The organism is Microbacterium sp. SA156 (assembly GCF_049065455.1).
In the GTDB taxonomy this organism is placed as follows: domain Bacteria; phylum Actinomycetota; class Actinomycetes; order Actinomycetales; family Microbacteriaceae; genus Microbacterium; species Microbacterium barkeri.
Map to the genome: position 1 here is coordinate 153313 of NZ_JBAKGU010000006.1, position 18863 is coordinate 172175.

The following is an 18863-nucleotide window of genomic DNA, read 5'->3' on the forward strand; positions in this document are numbered from 1 at the left end:
GGATGTATCCCCTCCTCTTCACGCACGTCCTCTCGCGCTTCGACCCCGAGGTCGCGCACCACCTCGCCATGCCCGTGATCCGGGCCATGGGCATCCGCCCGCTCTCCTGGGTGGCGCGGGCTCTCACGCGCCCGGCCCCGGAGCTGCGCGTGAAGGTGCTCGGGCACGAGTTCCCGACGCCGTTCGGCGTCGCCGCGGGATTCGACAAGAACGCCGTGGCCGTGCGTGGTCTCGACGCCCTCGGGTTCGGGCATGTCGAGGTCGGCACCCTCACCGCGATCCCGCAGCCGGGCAACCCCCGCCCGCGCCTGTTCCGGCTCGTGGCCGACCGGGCGCTCATCAACCGGATGGGCTTCAACAACGCGGGCGCGGAGGCGGCCGCGCGGCGACTCGCCCGACTGCGCCGCGGAGGCGCCGTCGTGGGGGTGAACATCGGCAAGAGCCGGGTGGTCGCCGTCGAGGACGCCACGGCCGACTACGTCGCGAGCGCCCGCATGCTCAGCCCGCTCGCCGACTACCTGGCGGTGAACGTGTCATCGCCGAACACGCCGGGCCTGCGCGGGCTGCAGGCCGTCGAGACGCTGCGCCCCCTGCTCACCGCGGTCAAGGACGCGGCGGGGGAGACGCCCCTGCTCGTCAAGATCGCGCCCGACCTGCCCGACGACGAGGTCGAGGGCGTGACGCGTCTTGCCCTCGAGCTCGGGCTCGCGGGCCTCATCGCCACGAACACGACGATCTCGCGCGAGGGCCTCACCGCCGACCCCGCGACGATCATCGCGGCGGGCGAGGGCGGCCTCTCCGGCGCTCCGCTCAAGGCGCGCTCGCTCGAGGTGCTGCGGATCGTCCGGTCGGTCGCGACCGATCCCGGCTTCTGTGTCATCTCGGTCGGCGGCGTCGAGACGGCCGAAGAGGTGCAGGAGCGCCTCGACCTGGGCGCGACGCTCGTGCAGGGGTACAGTGCGTTCATCTACGAGGGCCCGCTCTGGGCCCGCAGGATCAACCGCGACCTCGCGGCTCTTCGCGCCCCCGGTCGCTGAGCTCCCGGCGCTCCGCGCCCGGAATCGCAGAAGCCCCGGAGCCGACGGCTCCGGGGCTTCTGCGATGCGTCTCAGACCGCGGGGTACTGGCCCCGTTTGACCTGCGCCTTGGGGAGGCGCATGAAGCGCATCTGCACCGAGCGCATCGCGGCGTACCAGCCGAGGCCCTTCTCGAGCTTGTCCTTGCCGCCGAACTTCTCTGCCGCCTTCGTCTTCACGCGCCGCGACAGGATGATCATGTCGCCCACGGCGAAGAGGATGAAGACCCAGAGCACGATGAACGACCAGTACTGGGTCGCCGGCGACGGGATGAACGTGGCGACGATGACGAGCACCATCATCGGCATGAGGAACTCGCCGAGGTGCCAGCCTGCGTCGGTCCAGTCACGGGCGAACCGCTTCTGCGGGCCCTTGTCGCGCAGGGGGAGGTACTTCTCCTCGCCGTTCGCCATGCCGATGCGGGCACGCTCCTGGCGCGCGCGCAGCTCGGCCTTCGCGGCCTGGCGGGCCTCCTTGGTGTCGGGCACGAGGGGTCGACGGCGAGCCGCCTCGCGCTCAGCGCGGGTCGGGGTGGGGCGCCCCTTCCCGACGGGGGGAGTCGCCTCGGACGCGTCGTTCTCGGCGGGTGGTGTCTTGGCCATGAGGGAACCTCGGAAGTCTCGTCGCGGGATGTACCTAAGATTACCGGCATGACCTCCCAGCTCCCTGCGGAACCCCAGCTCATCGACGCCGCGGAGGGCGGCATCCCCTCGGCGCTCGCCGATCTCGGGCGCCTCGTGCGCATTCCCGGGATCGCATGGCCGGCGTTCGACCAGGAGCAGCTGCAGCGCAGCGCGCAGGCGATCGCGCAGCTCGCGGAGGACACCGGCGTGTTCGACGAGGTCCGCGTCCGCACCGCGGCGATCCCGGAGACGGGGGAGCAGGGGCAGCCGGCCGTGCTCGCGACGCGCGCGGCGCGCAACGGCCGCCCGACGGTCATGCTCTACGCCCACCACGACGTGCAGCCCCCGGGCGATGAGGCGCTCTGGGAGACGCCGCCGTTCGAGCCGACGGTGCGCGACGGGCGCCTCTACGGGCGCGGTGCGGCGGACGACAAGGCCGGCGTCATGGCGCACATCGCCGCCCTGCGCGCCCTGCGCGAGACGTACGGCGATGATCTCGACCTCGGCATCGTCCTCTTCGTCGAGGGCGAGGAGGAGTACGGCTCGCGGTCGTTCACGTCGTTCCTCGCCGATCACGCCGAGGAGATGCGCTCGGACGTCATCGTCGTCGCCGACTCGGGCAACTGGGACGCGGAGACCCCGGCCGTGACGGTATCCCTCCGCGGGAATGCGAAGTTTCACCTCACCGTCCGCACCCTCGACCACGCGTCGCACTCCGGGATGTTCGGAGGGGCCGTGCCCGACGCGATGATGGCGACCATCCGCCTCCTCTCCACGCTGTGGAACGACGACGGCTCGGTCGCCGTCGACGGGCTCGCCGTACGCGAGGCGGAGACGCCCGCCTACGACGAGGACACCCTGCGCAGCGAGACCGGTCTCCTGCCGGGCGTCCAGCCCGTCGGGAACGGCAGTATCCTCTCGCGGATCTGGAACAAGCCGTCGATCACCGTGACCGGCATCGACTTCACGAGCGTCGCGGCAGCGTCGAACACCCTGTCGCCCGAGGTCACGGTCGTCGTGAGCGCCCGTGTGGCACCGGGGCAGAGCGCGCAGGACGCGTACGACGCGATCGAGAGGCATCTCCGCGCCCACGCGCCCTTCGGCGCCGAGCTGACCTTCAGCGAGATCGACCTCGGGAACGGCTTCCTCGTGGACACGAGCGGATGGGCCGTGGAGACCGCGCGCGGGGCGATGCGCGACGGCTACGGCAAGGATCCGGTCGACCTGGGGGTGGGCGGGTCCATCCCGTTCATCGCCGACCTCGTCGAGCGGTACCCCGGCGCGCAGATCCTCGTGACCGGCGTGGAAGACCCGCATTCGCGCGCGCACAGCCCGAACGAGTCGCTCCATCTCGACACGTTCCGCCACGCCGTGCTCGCCGAGACCCTCCTCCTCGCACGCGCGAACGCGCGCACCGTCTGATCGCGTCGCGCTGAGCCCGCACCCGGCGGGCGGCGGTACCATGGATCGACCCCGCCGCCTGCGCGGCCGTCCCCGAAGGAGCGTCATGACAGACACGACACTTGCGGCCGATGCCGCGACGCGCGCTCACGGCGTGAGCCTCACCGACGCCGCAGCCGCGAAGGTCAAGAGCCTGCTCGAGCAGGAGGGTCGCGACGACCTGCGCCTGCGCGTCGCCGTGCAGCCCGGCGGCTGCTCGGGCCTCATCTACCAGCTGTACTTCGACGAGCGCTACCTCGAGGGCGACGAGACCGTCGACTTCGACGGCGTCGAGGTCATCGTCGACAACATGAGCATCCCGTACCTCGACGGCGCTCAGATCGACTTCAAGGACACGATCTCGGAGCAGGGCTTCACGATCGACAACCCGAACGCATCGGGTTCCTGCGCCTGCGGCGACAGCTTCCACTGACCCCGCCCCGCGAAAAGCCCCGCGCCACGCCGGAGCGGGGCTTTCGTGTGCCCAGACGGGCCCTGCGAACCGGGGCACGCGCTGGAAGGTTGGCCAGAATCGCATGTGCGGTTGCCCTAGACTTGAAGACGCCCTATCCACGTTCGAAAGGTGAATTCGTGCCGTCGAAACGCCATCTCCGCTGGGCTGCGATCCCCGCGATCGCTGCGGCAGCCGTCGCTCTCGCAGGGTGCACGCCCACGGAACTGCACGGATACCTCCCCGGGTTCGATGAGTCCGGGACGCCCACCACCGACCAGGCGCCCATCATCGCGTCGCTCTGGGTGGGCTCGTGGGTCGCGGCGCTCGTCGTCGGCATCATCACCTGGGGCCTCATGCTCTGGGCGATGGTCGTGTACCGCCGCCGCAAGGGCCAGACGGGGCTGCCCGTGCAGCTCCGCTACAACATGCCCATCGAGATCTTCTTCACCTCGGTGCCGCTCATCCTCGTGCTCGGCCTCTTCGCCTTCACGGCGCGCGACCAGGCGATCATCGAGACGCCGCACGAGGACCCCGACGTGACGATCACGGCGATCGCCAAGCAGTGGGCCTGGGACTTCCAGTACAACGGCGAGGCCGAGGACGGCTCGGACACCGTCTGGACGATGGGCGTCCAGGCGCAGCCCGAGGCCAACGGCGACATCGACCAGGACGAGCTGCCCACGCTCGTGCTCCCGGTCGACAAGCGCGTCACGATCGACCTGCAGTCGCGCGACGTCATCCACTCGTTCTGGATCATCGACTTCCTCTACAAGAAGGACATGTACCAGGGACACGAGAACTCGTGGTCGTTCATCCCGACCCGCGAGGGCGAGTACCAGGGCAAGTGCGCCGAGCTCTGCGGCGAGTACCACTCGATGATGCTCTTCAACGTGAAGGTCGTCAGCGAGGCCGAGTACGAGGCGTACCTCGACGAGCTCGAGGCCAAGGGCCAGACGGGCGACATCACCGACGCCTACGACCGTCTCGCCAACAACCCCGGCACCGGGGCTGCCAGCACCACGGAAGAGGAGCACTGATCATGGCGACCGTCACGGAGCGCCCGACCACGCTGCCTCCCCGCCAGGCCGCGCTCCTGAGCGGCTCGCGCGTGGAGCAGAAGGGCAACATCGTGGTCAAGTGGATCACCTCCACCGACCACAAGACCATCGGGTACATGTACCTGATCGTGTCGCTGCTGTTCTTCGCGCTCGGCGGCGTCATGGCCCTCGTCATCCGCGCGGAGCTCTTCGCGCCGGGCATGCAGATCATCCCGACGAAGGAGCAGTACAACCAGCTCTTCACGATGCACGGCACCGTGATGCTGCTGATGTTCGCGACACCGCTCTTCGCGGGCTTCGCGAACGCGCTCCTGCCCCTGCAGATCGGTGCGCCTGACGTCGCGTTCCCGCGTCTGAACGCCTTCGCCTTCTGGCTGTTCACGTTCGGATCGCTCATCGCGGTCGCGGGCTTCCTCACGCCGCAGGGTGCGGCCTCGTTCGGATGGTTCGCCTACCAGCCGCTCGCCAACGCGTCGTTCACGCCCGGCATCGGCGGCAACCTCTGGATGCTCGGCCTCGGCATCTCGGGCTTCGGCACGATCTTCGGCGGTGTGAACTTCATCACGACGATCATCACCATGCGCGCACCCGGCATGACGATGTGGCGCATGCCGATCTTCACGTGGAACACGCTCATCACGAGCCTGCTCATCCTGATCGCGTTCCCCGTGCTCGCGGCCGCCATGTTCGCCGCCGCCTCCGACCGCATCTTCGGCTCGCACATCTACGACCCGGCGAACGGCGGCGTGCTCCTCTGGCAGCACCTGTTCTGGTTCTTCGGCCACCCCGAGGTGTACATCATCGCTCTGCCGTTCTTCGGCATCGTGTCGGAGATCTTCCCGGTCTTCAGCCGCAAGCCGATCTTCGGCTACAAGACGCTCGTCTACGCGACGATCGCGATCGCCGCGCTGTCCGTCTCGGTGTGGGCGCACCACATGTACGTCACGGGCGCCGTCCTGCTGCCGTTCTTCGCCCTCATGACGATGCTCATCGCCGTCCCGACCGGCGTGAAGATCTTCAACTGGATCGGCACGCTCTGGCGCGGCTCGGTGACGTTCGAGACGCCCATGGTCTTCGCCCTCGGCTTCCTCGTGTCGTTCGTCTTCGGCGGCCTGACCGGCGTCATCCTCTCGTCGCCGCCGCTCGACTTCCACCTGAGCGACTCGTACTTCGTCGTGGCGCACTTCCACTACGTCGTGTTCGGCACGGTCGTGTTCGCGATGTTCGCCGGCTTCTACTTCTGGTGGCCGAAGTGGACGGGGCGGATGCTCAACGAGCGCCTCGGCTATGTGCACTTCTGGATGCTGTTCATCGGCTTCCACATGACGTTCCTCATCCAGCACTGGCTGGGCGTCGACGGCATGGTCCGCCGCTACGCGGACTACTCGGAGGCCGACGGATGGACCTGGGGCAACCAGCTCTCCACGGTGGGCGCGGTCATCCTCGGCGCCTCGATGCTGCCGTTCCTCCTCAACGTGTGGATCACGGCGCGCACCGCGCCGCGCATCACGGTCAACGACCCGTGGGGCTACGGCGCCTCGCTCGAGTGGGCCACCTCGTGCCCGCCGCCGCGCCATAACTTCACGTCGATCCCGCGCATCCGCAGCGAGCGCCCGGCGTTCGACCTCAACCACCCCGAGGCCGGCGTGCCCGTGGGTGTCGGACCGGCCAAGGACGCGCCTGACGCGCCCGCGGTGGACCTCGCCGATGGGAAGGTGAAGTAATGCGCTCCAACGTCGTCATCTGGTGGCTGCTCAGCGGGTTCTTCCTGCTCTGCGCGGTCATCTACGTCGGGTGGGGGCTCGCCTACTACGGCGGCCACATCGAGTGGGTCGGCGCTGTGGCGCTCCTCTTCACGGCCTTCATGGCCGCTCTGATCGCCTTCTACGTGCAGCTGGTCCACAAGGGCCAGCACGGTGTGGAGCTCCCCGAGGATCGTCTCGACGCCGACATCGACGATGGCGAGACCGAGCAGGGCGAGTTCAGCCCGTGGTCGTGGTGGCCGCTCGTGCTCGGCAGCGCCGTGGCGGTGGGCGCCGTCTCGCTCGCGACCGCGCACTTCCTGATCCCCGTCGCGGCCGGCCTGCTGATCGTCGCCCTCTTCGGGTGGGTCTACGAGTACTACCGCGGCAACTTCGCGCGCTGAGCAGCGCACGCGCCGCAGAGGCCCCGATCCGGTTCGTCCGGGTCGGGGCCTCTTCCGTTCATGCTCGTATCGCCCGAGGCCGATACCGGACGGCGACGGCTCCTGAACCGAACTCCCGTCGGGCCACGGGCTCGAGCTCGATGCGCGCGCGCAGACCGGAGAGCAGGGTCGGTCCGCGCCCGGCGAGCACCGGGTGGACGACGAACTCGTACTCGTCGATGAGCCCCCGATCGGCAAGGGCGAGGGGAAGCCGCACACCGCCGACCCACAGGTCCTCGCCCGGCTCCTCTTTCAGGCGTTGGACCGCGGTGCCGACGTCGCCTTCGAGGATCTCGGCGTTCCAGTCCACCTTGTCGAGGGTGGTGGACGCGATGTACTTCCGAGCGCCCTCGATGGCCTCGGCGAACGCGACCTCGGCGCCGCCCATCCATCCCGGCCATTCACCGGAGGCCGGTCGTCGCCAGGCGGACTCCATCATCTCGTACGTCACGCGGCCGAAGACGAGGGCATCGGCCCGCTCCATCTCCTCCGTCCAGTACCGCATGGACTCGTCGTCGGGCGGGAGTCCTGCCTCGTGATGGCAGCACCCGTCGAGGGTGACGTTGATCGAGTAGCGAAGCGTTCTCATCTCGGCGCTCTCTCTGCTGCATGGCACGCGCCGGGCCGGGGCGCCCGACGCCGCTCACTCTACTGGCGCCGCTAGGTTCGGAGCATGGGATCTCTTCGCCGACTGGCCGTGCTCGACGACTACCAGCGCGTGGCGGCGTCCTACGCCGACTGGGATGCGCTCCGCGCGCGAGGCGTCGACGTGGTCTTCTTCCACGAGCACCTCGGGGATGACGCGGCTCGCGCCCTGCAGGGCTTCGACGCGATCGCGGCGATGCGCGAGCGCACGGTCTTCGACCGGGCCGCTCTCGAGCGCCTGCCCGCTCTGCGCCTTCTCGTCACGACAGGGACGGCCAACGCGTCCATCGACCTCGCGGCTGCTGGCGAGCGAGGCATCGTCGTCGCCGGGACGCCCGGCTCCGCGGCCGGTGCTCCTGAGCTCACCTGGGCGCTCCTGCTGGCCGCCCTCCGGAACCTCCCCGTCGAGGACGGGAACGCGCGCAGCGGGGCCTGGCAGCAGACCGTCGGGCGCGAGGCGGAGGGGATGACGCTCGGCATCGTCGGGCTCGGACGCATCGGCTCGCGCATCGCGCGGTACGCGCACGCGTTCGGGATGTCGGTGGCCGCGTGGAGCCCGCATCTCACGGAGGAGCGCGCCGCTGCCGCCGGCGCCGAGCGCGTGTCGACGCTGCTCGAGCTCGCCGAACGAGCGGACATCCTCTCGCTCCACCTGCGGCTGTCCGACAGCACGCGTCTCGTCGTGGGGGAGAGGGAGCTGCGCGCGCTCGGCCCGGATGGACTGCTCGTGAACACGGCGCGCGCGGGCCTGGTCGACACGGACGCTCTCGTCCGCGGGCTGACGGAGGGATGGCTCGGCGGCGCCGCGCTCGACGTGTTCGATACCGAGCCGCTTCCGCACGACCATCCGCTCGCGTCCGCGCCGCGGACTGTCCTCACGCCCCACCTCGGCTACGTGACGAGCGCGTCGTACGAGGTCTTCTATCCCGCGATCGTCGAGAACGTGCAGGCGTTCCTGGACGGCGCGCCCATCCGCGTGCTCGGCTGACGGATCCGGTGACAGCAGAAGGGCCCCGGATCCGAGGATCCGGGGCCCTTCTGCTGAAGCCGTTGGCTCAGTGCTTGTCGTGGCCCGACTCGAGCTCGCCGTGGGCGTGCCCGTCGCCGTACTCGTGAAGCACGTGCTGCTGGTGCTCGAGCGCCGCGCGGTACTCCGTCTCGGTGACCGGAGCGAGGCGGTCCTCGAAGAACCAGCGCGAGAGGCCCGCGCGGAGCTTCTGGCCAGCCGTGATGCGGCCACGGTCGTCAGGACGGACGACGAGAGGCTCGTACGTCTCCTCCGCGACGAGCTTCCAGCGCTCGTACTCGTTCACGGGCTTGTGCACCTCGCGGTACTCGCCGCCGGGGAGGCGGACGATGCGGCCCGACTCGTAGCCGTGGAGGACGATCTCGCGGTCCTTCTTCTGCAGCGCGATGCAGACGCGCTTCGTGATGAAGTACACGACCACCGGGGCGAGGATCAGCGAGATCTGGAGGAAGAGGATGACCCCCTCCATCGTCAGGCGGAAGTGCGTCGCGATGATGTCCGACGAGGCAGCGGCCCACAGCGTCGCGTAGAAGACCACGCCGGCGGCGCCGATCGCGGTGCGCGTCGCGGCGTTGCGCGGGCGCTGGGCGATGTGGTGCTCGCGCTTGTCGCCCGTGATCCACGCCTCGATGAAGGGGTAGAACATGACGACCACGATGAAGAGGCCGAGGACGACGAGCGGGATGAGGATGCCGAACGACAGCGTGTAGTTGCCGATGACGACGTCGAGGTGCGACGGGGCGAGACGCAGCGCGCCGTCCGCGAAGCCGATGTACCAGTCGGGCTGGGTTCCGGCCGAGACGGGGGACGGGTCGTAGGGACCGTAGTTCCAGATCGGGTTGATCTGCACGAGCGACGCGATGAGCACGATCGCGCCGAACACGATGAAGAAGAAGCCGCCCATCTTGGACATGTAGACCGGCATCATCGGGTAGCCCACGACGTTCTCGTTCGTGCGGCCGGGGCCGGCGAACTGCGTGTGCTTGTTGACGATCATGAGCAGGAGGTGCACCGCGATCAGGCCGATGACGAGCAGCGGCAGGATCAGGATGTGCAGCGTGTACAGGCGGCCCACGATGTCGGTGCCGGGGAACTCGCCGCCGAAGAGGAGGTACGAGGTCCACGTGCCGATGAGCGGGATGCCCTTGATCATGCCGTCGATGATGCGGAGGCCGTTGCCCGAGAGGAGGTCGTCGGGGAGCGAGTAGCCCGTGAAGCCCTCGGCCATCGCGAGGATGAAGAGGACGAAGCCGATGACCCAGTTCAGCTCACGCGGCTTGCGGAACGCGCCCGTGAAGAACACGCGGAGCATGTGGATGCCGATGCCCGCCACGAAGACGAGCGCCGCCCAGTGGTGGATCTGGCGGACGAGCAGGCCGCCGCGGATGTCGAAGCTGATGTGCAGCGTCGACTCCATGGCCGCGGACATCGGGATGCCGCGCATCGGCAGCCAGGCGCCGTCGTAGTGCGTCTCGACCATCGACGCCTGGAAGAAGAACGTGAGGTACGTGCCCGAGAGCAGGACCACGACGAACGACCACAGCGCGATCTCGCCGAGCATGAACGACCAGTGGTCGGGGAAGACCTTGCGTCCGAGGGCCTTGACGAAGCCGGACATGCTCGTCCGCTCGTCGATGTAGTTCGCCGTCGCGCCGACGAAGCGTCCGCCGAGGGGCTTCTCCTGCGGCTTGTCAGTGACGGTTGCGGTGCTCAATGACGCTCCCAGAAGCTCGGGCCGACGGGTTCGGTGAAGCCGCTCTTGGCGACGAGGTAGCCCTCGTCGTCGACGGTGATGGGCAGCTGCGGCAGCGGACGCGCGGCGGGGCCGAAGACGACCTTCGCGTGGTCGGACACGTCGAACTGCGACTGGTGGCAGGGGCACAGGAGGTGGTGCGTCTGCTGCTCGTACAGGGCGACGGGGCAGCCGACGTGCGTGCACACCTTCGAGTACGCGACGATGCCGTCGTACGACCAGTCCTTGCGCTCCTCGCTCTCCGTGAGCTGCTCGGGGAGCAGGCGGACGAGGAGCACGATGGCCTTCGCCTTCTCCTCGAGGTAGCCGTCGGAGTGCGACAGCGACGCGAGCGACTCGGGGATGATGTGGAACGCCGACCCGAGCGTGACATCCGACGCCTTGACGGGCGTGCCCTCGGGGTCGAGCACGAGGCGCTCGCCCTTCTCCCACATCGTCTCGTTGAGCAGCTGGACCGGGTCCTTGCCGTCGTTCGGGGCGAGGTTGCGGAAGAGCGTGATGCCCGGGATGATGCTGGCCGCGAGAGCCGCGAACAGCGAGTTCCGGATCATCTTGCGGCGTCCGAAGCCGGACTCCTCGTTCGCGTCGGCGAAGGCCTTGACGGCGGCCGCGCGCGTCGGCTCGGAGCCGCGGGTCGTGTGGCGCTCCTCGACGAACTCCTTGTCGCTCATGATCGCCTTGGACCAGTGGATGGCCCCGATGCCGATCGCGAGCAGCGCGAACGCGATGCCGAGTCCGATGAACAGGTTGTTGTTCCGGATGGCCGACATCGTGGCGTTGTCGCCCTCGATGGGGAACAGCATGTAGGCGGCGACCGCCCAGATGCTCGCCGCCACCGAGACGTAGAACAGCGTGTAGATCGTGCGGACCGCACGGCGGTTGGCCTGCGGGTCCTTGTCCGTGATGCGCGCCCGGTGCGGGGGGAGCCCCGGGTTCTTCACGGGGTCGTCGACCGCGACGGCGAGGCCGGGAGAAGGCCGGTAGGCCTTCTCGACCGCCTGCGTGTCGTGCTCGTGTGCCATGTCGCTCTTGTCCTCTTCGTTCGCCATGCTCAGTTCGACTTCGCCGTGATCCACACCGTGATGGCCACGAGGCCGCCGATGCCGAAGATCCACACGAAGAGACCCTCCGCGACGGGGCCGAGCGAGCCGATCGTGAAGCCGCCGGGCGCCTGCTGCTCCTGCTGGTAGAGGAGAGCGGAGATGATGTCGCGCTTGTCCTCGGGCGTGAGGTTCATGTTGTTGAAGACGGGCATGTTCTGCGGGCCGGTGACCATGGCCGCGTAGATGTGCAGGGCGCTCGTGTCCTGGATGTCCGGGGCCCACTTGCCCTGGGTGAGTGCGCCGCCGGCTGCGGCGACGTTGTGGCACATGGCGCAGTTGATGCGGAACAGCTCAGCGCCGCGCGCGAGGTCGCCCTCGCCGTCGAGCACGTGGTCCGACGGGAAGTCGGGGCCGGGGGCGACCGACTGCACGTACTCGGCCATCGCGAGGATCTGCTCCTCGGTGAACTGGACCGGCTTCTGGTCGGCCTGCGGGCCCTGGGCGGCCATCGGCATGCGGCCGGTGGAGACCTGGAACTCGACCGCGAGCGCACCGACGCCGTACAGCGAGGGGCCGTCGTCCGTGCCCTGCAGGTCGAGGCCGTGGCAGGTGGCGCAGTTCGCCTGGAACAGCTTCTCGCCGTCCTCGGCGGTCAGGCTCGTCTCGGCCGCGGTGGGCTGGCTCGTCGCGGCGACGGCCGCGGATGCACCGGCGTAGATGCCGCCGGACAGGACGAGGCCGATGCCGATGAGGGCTGCTGCGGCGAGGGGGCTGCGACGGCCGTGGGAGCGGCGCTTCTTCTCTCGTGCCATGGGGATGTTGTTGCTCCGCTCTTACTTCAGGAAGTAGATGACCGCGAACAGGGCGATCCAGACGACGTCGACGAAGTGCCAGTAGTACGACACGACGATCGCCGTGGTGGCTTCCTTGTGCGTGAACTTCTTGACCGCGAACGCGCGGCCGATGGTGAACAGGAACGCGACGAGGCCGCCGGTCACGTGCATGGCGTGGAAGCCGGTCGTGAGGTAGAAGGCCGACGAGTACGAGTCGGCGCCGTACGGCATGCCCTCGCTGACGAGCTGCGCGTACTCCCAGACCTGGCCGGAGACGAAGATCGCGCCCAGCGCGAAGGTCACCCAGAACCACGGGACCATGCCCCAGCTCTTCCACCCGTTGCCCTTGACGGTGTAGGGCTGCATGCGCTCCGCGGCGAACACGCCCATCTGGCACGTGACACTCGAGAGCACGAGGATGATCGTGTTCACGAGCGCGAACGGCACGTTGAGGAGCTCGGTGCGGCTCTCCCAGAGCTCAGGGGAGGTGCTGCGGAGGGTGAAGTAGATCGCGAACAGACCCGCGAAGAACATGACCTCGCTGCCGAGCCAGACGATCGTGCCGACGGCGACGGGATCGGGGCGCTTCACGGTTCTCGGCGCAGGGGCATACGTAGCTGAGGTCGTCACCCGTCCATTATGGCCGATATCGGGGAGTGATTTTGGCACCGGAGGGTGTGCGTCGCACCCTCCTGCGACTTAGGTTCGCCTTACAACCTGCTGGGAGACCGCCCCGCATGCGCCCTAAGATCGAGGCATGATCGATGAGCTCAGCTGGCCGTCCGTTCTGACCACGGTGCTGTCCCGTCAGGACCTCAGCGTGTCGGAGGCGACCTGGGCCATGCGGCAGGTCATGCAGGGTCAGGCGACGCCCGCTCAGCTCGGCGGATTCCTGCTCGCCCTGCGCGCCAAGGGGGAGTCGGTCGAGGAGATCATCGGCTTCCGAGACGCGATCCTCGAGGCCGCCGTGCCGCTGCCTGTCGATCCGCGCGTGCTCGACATCGTCGGGACCGGGGGCGATCGCTTCGGCACCGTCAACATCTCCTCGACGGCATCGATCATCGTGGCGGCCACGGGCATCCCCGTCGTGAAGCACGGCAACAAGGCCGCGAGCTCCAAGTCGGGCGCATCGGATGTCCTGAGCGCGCTGGGCATCGATCTGCGCCTCCCGGCCGAGGCCGTCGCGCAGGTGCTCGACGCGGCCGGCATCACGTTCGCCTGGGCCGCCGCGTTCCATCCGGGCTTCAAGCACGCGGGCCCGACGCGCGCCGAGCTGGGCGTCCCGACGGTCTTCAACTACCTCGGGCCGCTCGTGAACCCGGCGCGCGCCGAGGCGAACGCGGTGGGCGTCGCGCAGATCGAGAGCGTTCCGCTCATCACCGGCGTGTTCCGCACGCGCGGCGCGACGGCCCTCGTGTTCCGCGGTGAGGACGGGCTCGACGAGCTCACCACGACGGGGTACAGCCGCATCTGGGAGATCTCGAACGGCGACATGCACGAGTTCGACATCCATCCGCGCGACATCGGCATCCCGACGGCGCAGATGGAGGATCTCCTCGGCGGCACCCCCGAGCACAACGCCGATGTGCTGCGTCGCACCCTCGCGGGCGAGGAGGGAGCTGTCCGGGACATCGTCCTGCTCAACGCCGCGGCGGGGATCGTGGCCTACCGGCTGTCGCAGGACCCGACGCAGGCCCAGCGCAACATGATCCAGCGGCTCACCGAGGCGCGCGACGAGGCGGCGGCCGCGGTCGACGACGGGCGGGCGACCGCGAAGCTCGAGGAGTGGATCGCGGCGACGCAGCGGTTCAGCGCCGCCTGATCGTCAGCGGTCGAGCGCGTCGATCGCGCGGGCCATCGACGTGCCGAGGTTCCATCGCTCGGCGAGCTCGAGGGCGGCGGTGCGGCGCGCCTCGTCGAGCGGGCGCAGCTCTCCGTCGACGTCGCCGAGCGCGAGGTCTCTGACGACCGCGACGACCCGAGGCGCCACGTCGAGGTACGGCGCGGCGGCGAGGACCTTCGCGGCCTGACCCTTCGTCATGCCCACGCCCTCGGCGGCAGCAGAGCGGATGGCCGCGAGATCGCCATGCGCGGCGAGGAGCGTCGCCGCCGTCTTCTCGCCGACACCCGCGACGCCCGGCAGCCCGTCGGAGGCGTCGCCGCGGAGCGTCGCGAAATCGGCGTACTGGTCGGCGCGGATGCCGTATCGCTCGAGGATGACGCCCTCCGTCATCACCTCGAGCTTGCTCATGCCCTTCACGGTGGAGATGACGCGCACGTCGCGGGCGTCGTCGACGAGCTGGAAGAGGTCGCGATCGCCCGTGACGATGTCGACGGGCATGGCGGACTGCGTCGCGAGCGACCCGATGACGTCGTCGGCCTCGTGCTCCGCCGCCCCCACGATCGGGATGCCGAGCGCGCTGAGCTCCTCGCGGATGACCGGCACCTGCGCCTCGAGGGGATCGGGCACCTCCTCCACGTCGGGGCCGGCGGCGACGACCTCGACGACGCGGTGCGCCTTGTACGACGGGATGAGGTCGACGCGCCACTGCGGGCGCCAGTCGTCGTCCCAGCAAGCGACGAGGTGCGTCGGCTCGTAGGTCGTGACGAGCTTCGCGATCATGTCGAGGAGGCCGCGGGCCGCGTTGACGGGCGTGCCGTCGGCGGCGCGCACCGTGTCGGGGACGCCGTAGAACGCGCGGAAGTAGAGCGAGGCGGTGTCGAGCAGCATGAGGCGGGGCACGTGCCCATCCTGCCAGTGCCGCCGCGTCACCATCCGTTCATGTGCGCGTCGTCCGCGGCTCACCCGCGGACCGGGGCCCGTTCACGCCCTCGGCTCACCCTGGTCGTCAAGGTGGGACACCCGCGTCTCGCCGCGCGGGGCATCCCGCAGAGCCAGGAGGTCACGTGGAGCGCGAGCCGGTCGCATGGATCGAGTCGCCCCTGCAGCTGCTCGGGGCGGCCGAGTGGGCGCACGCTCACGGCACCGTGATCGATGTCGCGTGCCGCCTCACGACGCAGGTTCCCGAGACCGCGGCAGAGCTCTCGGCCCGGCGCGCGCCGCTCGGAGACATGCTCCCGTACTTCGGCATCCCGTGGCGGCTGCTCGCGCGCCACCGACACTGGATCGTCGGCGACGGCTTCTCGGGGCAGTTCCGTCTCGCCGCGAGCGTGCTGCGCCCCGACCGCGTGACGTTCCTCGACGACGGCGCGAACACGCTCGCCCTCGCCGACGCGCTCACGGGGAGGCGCCCCTACGCGCGACCGGGGCAGACCGAGCGCGGGCTCACGGCGAGATTCGGCCCCTCGGCCCTCGAGCACCTGCGCCGACGCGCACACGCCGGCGGCGTCGACCTCTTCACGGCGTTCGCACTGGGCGACGAGCGCACCGCGGCGCTGGGCACGCTAGGGGTCGGCGTCGGCGCCCACGGATTCGGATGGCTGCGCGACAGCGCGCACAGCGACCGGATGAGGCGGGCCGTGGGCGGAGATCGACTTCTGCTCGGCAGCGCGCGCCCGGTGGACGGGCATATGCCGCTGCCGGACTACATCGCGTGGGTCGCCGACGAGGCGGCCGCTGAGCCGGTGACGTACCTGCCGCACCGCCGTGAGACCGATGAGCAGCTCGACCTCGTCTCGGCGCTGCCGGGTGTGACGGTCGCACGCCTCGGGCTTCCGGTGGAGCTGGTGCTGGCGGGGGCCGGGCGGCCGCTCGAGGTCCTGTCGCTCGCGACGAGCGCGACGACGACGCTGTCGCTGCTGCTCGAGGGCACGGGAAGCGTGCTGCGCGAGAAGGACGGCATCGTGCGACGCACGGGCGAGCCGTTCGCGGACGAGCTCCCGGGGCGGACAGCCTCGGATGAGACTGCGGCGGTCGGCGCGAGGGAGCTGGGGGGCTCCGGGGGCGCGCCGACCGCTGCGATCGACGACGCGGCGACGGCGCCCGCCGACGTCGTCGCGGTGATCCCCGCTCGCGGCGGGTCGGTGGGGGTGCCGGGCAAGAACCTCCGCCGCATCTCGGGGGTCCCGCTTGTGGGCCGCGCGGTGCGCTCGGCGCTCGACGCGGGCATCGACCAGGTGTTCGTGTCGACCGACGATGCGGAGATCGCGGCGACCGCGACGGTCCACGGGGCGGCGGTGATCGAGCGTCCGGCGGAGATCGCCGGTTCGACCGCGAGCTCGGAGTCGGCGCTCCTGCACGCGCTCGACGCCCTCGCGGCCCAGGGCGTGCGCCCGCGCGTGCTCGTCTTCCTGCAGGCGACGTCGCCGTTCATCGACGCCGAGTCGCTCCGGATAGCGGTGGCCGGGGTCCGAGAGGGGAATGCCGACTGCGCGTTCTCGGCGGTCGAGTCCTACGGCTTCCTGTGGCGGCGGGGTGAGCGCGGGGCCGAGGCGGTCAACCACGAGGTCGGGTACCGGCCGCGGCGGCAGGACCGCGAGCCGCACTTCCTCGAGACGGGCGCGTTCTACGTGCTGGATGTCGAGGGCTTCCTCCGCGCCCGCCATCGGTTCTTCGGCCGTATCGAGATCGTCGAGGTTTCCGAGCGCACGGCCATCGAGATCGACTCCGAGGAGCAGCTCGAGATCGCCCGGGCGATGGCGCCGCTCATCGACCGGATGCGCGTTCGCGCGGGCGCGCGGCGTCGGTTCGCGCACGCGATCGACGCATGACCACCGCCGCACTGCGGCGGGTCGTGGGGATCGCCGACACCGACTCGTACGTCAAGTGGGCGGCCGCCCTGCTGGGGACCCTTCCGGATGAGGCCGGCGAGCTCATCGTGCTGGACACGCCGCTCGTCGTGAGCGACGCCCAGCTCGAGACGGCGCTCGCGGGAAGCGGGCTCGACCGGAGCCGCGTGCGGCGCGCCGCTTTCGACGAGCTCACGGAGCTCGTGGCGGATGCCGACGCGGTGCTCGTCGCCGCGCGAGGTCCGCTCGTGCGCGTCGTCGCGAGGGAGGTCGCACAGCTGGAGCCGCGGCCCGTCATCGTGACGGGGCTCCCGGGCATCTCCGTCCCCGCGACGTGGCTCGCCCTGCACTTCCGGCGTCAATGCGATCTCTTCGTGCTGCATGCGCATCGCGAGGTGCGGGAGTTCGCTCGGCTCGCGGAGGAACGGGGGATCGCGCAGCGGTTCGGCCTGGCTCGCCTGCCGTTCGCGGCAGGAGGCACGCCGAGCGGGCAGCCTGCGCGCGGCGGAACGGACCTCGTGTTCGCGGCGCAGGCGATCGTGCCGCGCGCGCGTGAGGATCGTGAGCTCGTCGCGCGCATCCTCGTCGACGCGGCGAAGCTCGACCCGAGTCGCCGTGTCGTCGTGAAGCTGCGCGGGCGCGCGGGGGAGCAGCAGACGCACGCCGAGCGGGATGCCTATCCGGATCTCATCGCCGAGCTCGGCGACGTGCCGCCGAATCTCGTCTTCTCGACGGAGCCGATGGGCGAGGCGCTCGACAGGGCCGAAGGGCTCGTGACCGTCAGCTCGACCGCGGCGATCGAGGCCATCGCGCGCGGCGTGCCCGTGATCGTGCTCGACACGTTCGGCGTCTCGCGCCGCCTCATCAACGTCGTGTTCGAGGGGAGCGGCCTGTTCGGCGGTGAGGACGACGTGATCGCGCGGAGCTTCCGCATGCCCCGCGCGGAATGGCTGCGCGACAGCTACTTCCACGACATGGCGGACGACGACTGGAGCGAGCAGCTCGCCGGGCTCGTGGCGCAGCGGCGGGCGGGAGCGCTCGCGCCGCGCCCGCCGTACCGGCGCTGGGGAGGCCGCGCTCGCGACGCGTGGGAGCGGCGGCTCGCACTGGGCGACGCCGACCGCACGGTCTCGGGATCCGTCGCGTACGCGATCGGGGTGCCCATCCGCTCGGTGCTGCGCTTCACGAGACGCATGAGACGACGCCTCGGCGCTGCGGCCTCAGCAGCCGGGGCCCGCGGGGTTCTCGACGCATGAGCCCTCGACGAGGGCGGTGTGCGCCTCGACCACCCGCACGGGTGATCCTGCCGACGTCGCGGTGACGAGCCCGTCGACGGGATAGACGCCCCACACGCCGAAGTCGACCACGGCGCTGTACGACACGGAGACGACGACGCCGTACGAGCCGCGGGCCGCATAGGCGTGACTCGTCTCGGTCGCCGAGAACTCCGGGAGCCCGAGGTCGTTCCACGTCGATCCGCCCGAGCCGACCGTCTGCACCGTGCCGTCGCCGAAGTCGAAGGCGAACGACGCGGGGGTGAAGGTCACGGTGACCGGCAGCCCGAACAGCGAACCGCCAGCGACGTGCTCCTGAGCGGGCGCGACGACGTTCATCGGCATGCCCACGATCGCGATGCCGGCGGGCTCGGTGGTCACGCTCGGTGGAGCCGGCGCGAACGTCAGCACGTCGCGCTCGGTCAGCGGCGGGATGACCGGCGCCTCCGGCTCGGGATCCTCCTCCGCCGGCGGCTTCTCGACACGGCACTGATCCCGCGCCTCCGGCCAGTTCTCGAGCCGGCACGGCACCCGCTCCTCCTGCTGCCCCGGCACCTGCGGCAGGCCGTTGTCGCCGTAGTCGATGTACTCGTACTCCTGCTGCGGGTTCTGCTGCTGCGGCGGAGGAGCCTGCGGAATGTGCCGCTCTCCCTCAAGCTCGACGTGGTCTTCCTTGTTGTCGGTGTCGCAGTTTGTCCAGAGTCCTATATCTGCACAGGCCGGGATTGCTTCCGCTACGAGGACGTTCATCGACGGGGGCGTG

General features: G+C 70.0%; 18 protein-coding genes. 10 read left to right on the forward strand and 8 right to left on the reverse strand.

The genetic code is table 11. The annotated features are described in order from the left end of the window. Nucleotides 1–2: 2 nt before the first annotated feature. Nucleotides 3–1037 (forward strand): quinone-dependent dihydroorotate dehydrogenase, encoded by a 1035-nt coding sequence (locus ACOWU6_RS07770; protein WP_421075311.1) that lies wholly within the window; start codon nucleotides 3–5, stop codon nucleotides 1035–1037. Between the two features lie 71 nt (nucleotides 1038–1108). Here ACOWU6_RS07770 and ACOWU6_RS07775 read toward each other — a convergent pair whose 3' ends face one another. Beyond that, entirely contained in the window at nucleotides 1109–1678 is a 570-nt protein-coding gene (locus ACOWU6_RS07775; protein WP_271173250.1) for a DUF3043 domain-containing protein, read from the reverse strand. Nucleotides 1679–1726: 48 nt separating this feature from the next. On the opposite strand from ACOWU6_RS07775, the gene ACOWU6_RS07780 reads away from it, so the two are divergent. The 5 genes from ACOWU6_RS07780 to ACOWU6_RS07800 all read left to right on the forward strand — a co-directional run bounded on the left by ACOWU6_RS07780 (nucleotide 1727) and on the right by ACOWU6_RS07800 (nucleotide 6797). Beyond that, nucleotides 1727–3121, forward strand: coding sequence for a dipeptidase (locus tag ACOWU6_RS07780; RefSeq protein WP_421075312.1), 1395 nt, complete (start codon nucleotides 1727–1729; stop codon nucleotides 3119–3121). Nucleotides 3122–3206: 85 nt separating this feature from the next. After that, nucleotides 3207–3572 carry an iron-sulfur cluster insertion protein ErpA gene (erpA, locus tag ACOWU6_RS07785; RefSeq protein ID WP_271173248.1) on the forward strand — a complete coding sequence of 122 codons (366 nt, stop codon included), beginning with the start codon at nucleotides 3207–3209 and terminating at the stop codon, nucleotides 3570–3572. A gap of 158 nt (nucleotides 3573–3730) precedes the next feature. Continuing rightward, nucleotides 3731–4630, forward strand: coding sequence for a cytochrome c oxidase subunit II (gene coxB, locus ACOWU6_RS07790; protein ID WP_271173247.1), 900 nt, complete (start codon nucleotides 3731–3733; stop codon nucleotides 4628–4630). A 2-nt stretch (nucleotides 4631–4632) separates the two neighbouring features. Beyond that, nucleotides 4633–6375: a cytochrome c oxidase subunit I gene (gene ctaD / locus ACOWU6_RS07795; RefSeq protein ID WP_271173246.1), complete on the forward strand. Its 1743-nt coding sequence runs from the start codon at nucleotides 4633–4635 to the stop codon at nucleotides 6373–6375. Continuing rightward, complete coding sequence (locus tag ACOWU6_RS07800) at nucleotides 6375–6797, forward strand: cytochrome c oxidase subunit 4 (protein ID WP_271173245.1); 423 nt, start codon at nucleotides 6375–6377, stop codon at nucleotides 6795–6797. Before ctaD ends, ACOWU6_RS07800 begins: the two co-directional genes overlap by 1 nt. Before the next feature lie 58 nt (nucleotides 6798–6855). Here the strand turns inward: ACOWU6_RS07800 and ACOWU6_RS07805 are convergent, their stop codons facing one another. Continuing rightward, nucleotides 6856–7425, reverse strand: a complete 570-nt coding sequence (locus ACOWU6_RS07805; protein WP_421075313.1) for a dihydrofolate reductase family protein — start codon at nucleotides 7423–7425, stop codon at nucleotides 6856–6858. An 84-nt stretch (nucleotides 7426–7509) separates the two neighbouring features. Here ACOWU6_RS07805 and ACOWU6_RS07810 point away from each other — a divergent pair, with 84 nt between their 5' ends. Further along, nucleotides 7510–8469, forward strand: a complete 960-nt coding sequence (locus ACOWU6_RS07810) for a D-2-hydroxyacid dehydrogenase family protein (RefSeq protein ID WP_421075314.1) — start codon at nucleotides 7510–7512, stop codon at nucleotides 8467–8469. Nucleotides 8470–8536: 67 nt separating this feature from the next. Here ACOWU6_RS07810 and ACOWU6_RS07815 read toward each other — a convergent pair whose 3' ends face one another. Genes ACOWU6_RS07815 through ACOWU6_RS07830 form a run of 4 tightly spaced genes read right to left on the reverse strand, consistent with a single transcriptional unit; the run spans nucleotide 8537 to nucleotide 12767 of the window. Continuing rightward, complete coding sequence (locus ACOWU6_RS07815; protein WP_271173242.1) at nucleotides 8537–10222, reverse strand: cytochrome b; 1686 nt, start codon at nucleotides 10220–10222, stop codon at nucleotides 8537–8539. Continuing rightward, entirely contained in the window at nucleotides 10219–11283 is a 1065-nt protein-coding gene (locus ACOWU6_RS07820) for a ubiquinol-cytochrome c reductase iron-sulfur subunit (protein ID WP_271173241.1), read from the reverse strand. The genes ACOWU6_RS07815 and ACOWU6_RS07820 overlap by 4 nt, the downstream gene beginning before the upstream one ends. A 29-nt stretch (nucleotides 11284–11312) precedes the next feature. Further along, a complete protein-coding gene (locus ACOWU6_RS07825) occupies nucleotides 11313–12116 on the reverse strand; it encodes a cytochrome c (RefSeq protein ID WP_271173240.1) in 804 nt (267 codons plus the stop codon). A gap of 21 nt (nucleotides 12117–12137) precedes the next feature. Then, on the reverse strand, nucleotides 12138–12767 hold the full coding sequence (locus ACOWU6_RS07830; RefSeq protein ID WP_421075315.1) for a cytochrome c oxidase subunit 3: 630 nt from the start codon (nucleotides 12765–12767) through the stop codon (nucleotides 12138–12140). 127 nt (nucleotides 12768–12894) lie between these two features. Here ACOWU6_RS07830 and trpD point away from each other — a divergent pair, with 127 nt between their 5' ends. Further along, nucleotides 12895–13959, forward strand: a complete 1065-nt coding sequence (trpD, locus tag ACOWU6_RS07835; RefSeq protein ID WP_421075316.1) for an anthranilate phosphoribosyltransferase — start codon at nucleotides 12895–12897, stop codon at nucleotides 13957–13959. A gap of 3 nt (nucleotides 13960–13962) precedes the next feature. Here trpD and ACOWU6_RS07840 read toward each other — a convergent pair whose 3' ends face one another. Further along, a complete protein-coding gene (locus ACOWU6_RS07840) occupies nucleotides 13963–14868 on the reverse strand; it encodes a 5'-3' exonuclease (protein WP_282979235.1) in 906 nt (301 codons plus the stop codon). 176 nt (nucleotides 14869–15044) lie between these two features. Between ACOWU6_RS07840 and ACOWU6_RS07845 the strand changes: the two genes are divergently transcribed. Continuing rightward, nucleotides 15045–16808: a cytidylyltransferase domain-containing protein gene (locus tag ACOWU6_RS07845; RefSeq protein WP_421075317.1), complete on the forward strand. Its 1764-nt coding sequence runs from the start codon at nucleotides 15045–15047 to the stop codon at nucleotides 16806–16808. Beyond that, complete coding sequence (locus ACOWU6_RS07850) at nucleotides 16805–18082, forward strand: DUF6716 putative glycosyltransferase (RefSeq protein ID WP_421075318.1); 1278 nt, start codon at nucleotides 16805–16807, stop codon at nucleotides 18080–18082. The genes ACOWU6_RS07845 and ACOWU6_RS07850 overlap by 4 nt, the downstream gene beginning before the upstream one ends. Here the strand turns inward: ACOWU6_RS07850 and ACOWU6_RS07855 are convergent. After that, nucleotides 18047–18850, reverse strand: a complete 804-nt coding sequence (locus ACOWU6_RS07855) for a hypothetical protein (protein WP_421075319.1) — start codon at nucleotides 18848–18850, stop codon at nucleotides 18047–18049. The genes ACOWU6_RS07850 and ACOWU6_RS07855 overlap by 36 nt on opposite strands. Between the last annotated feature and the right edge of the window lie 13 nt (nucleotides 18851–18863).

Excerpts from the sequence above, each read along its gene's own strand:
- ACOWU6_RS07850 (WP_421075318.1), top strand. The coding sequence starts at position 16,805 with ATGACCACCGCCGCACTGCGGCGGGTCGTGGGGATCGCCGACACCGAC.
- ACOWU6_RS07775 (WP_271173250.1), bottom strand. The coding sequence starts at position 1,678 with ATGGCCAAGACACCACCCGCCGAGAACGACGCGTCCGAGGCGACTCCC.
- ACOWU6_RS07810 (WP_421075314.1), top strand. The coding sequence starts at position 7,510 with ATGGGATCTCTTCGCCGACTGGCCGTGCTCGACGACTACCAGCGCGTG.
- erpA (WP_271173248.1), top strand. The coding sequence starts at position 3,207 with ATGACAGACACGACACTTGCGGCCGATGCCGCGACGCGCGCTCACGGC.
- trpD (WP_421075316.1), top strand. The coding sequence starts at position 12,895 with ATGATCGATGAGCTCAGCTGGCCGTCCGTTCTGACCACGGTGCTGTCC.
- ctaD (WP_271173246.1), top strand. The coding sequence starts at position 4,633 with ATGGCGACCGTCACGGAGCGCCCGACCACGCTGCCTCCCCGCCAGGCC.
- ACOWU6_RS07820 (WP_271173241.1), bottom strand. The coding sequence starts at position 11,283 with ATGGCACACGAGCACGACACGCAGGCGGTCGAGAAGGCCTACCGGCCT.
- ACOWU6_RS07825 (WP_271173240.1), bottom strand. The coding sequence starts at position 12,116 with ATGGCACGAGAGAAGAAGCGCCGCTCCCACGGCCGTCGCAGCCCCCTC.
- ACOWU6_RS07805 (WP_421075313.1), bottom strand. The coding sequence starts at position 7,425 with ATGAGAACGCTTCGCTACTCGATCAACGTCACCCTCGACGGGTGCTGC.
- ACOWU6_RS07840 (WP_282979235.1), bottom strand. The coding sequence starts at position 14,868 with ATGCTGCTCGACACCGCCTCGCTCTACTTCCGCGCGTTCTACGGCGTC.
- ACOWU6_RS07780 (WP_421075312.1), top strand. The coding sequence starts at position 1,727 with ATGACCTCCCAGCTCCCTGCGGAACCCCAGCTCATCGACGCCGCGGAG.
- ACOWU6_RS07855 (WP_421075319.1), bottom strand. The coding sequence starts at position 18,850 with ATGAACGTCCTCGTAGCGGAAGCAATCCCGGCCTGTGCAGATATAGGA.
- ACOWU6_RS07800 (WP_271173245.1), top strand. The coding sequence starts at position 6,375 with ATGCGCTCCAACGTCGTCATCTGGTGGCTGCTCAGCGGGTTCTTCCTG.
- ACOWU6_RS07770 (WP_421075311.1), top strand. The coding sequence starts at position 3 with ATGTATCCCCTCCTCTTCACGCACGTCCTCTCGCGCTTCGACCCCGAG.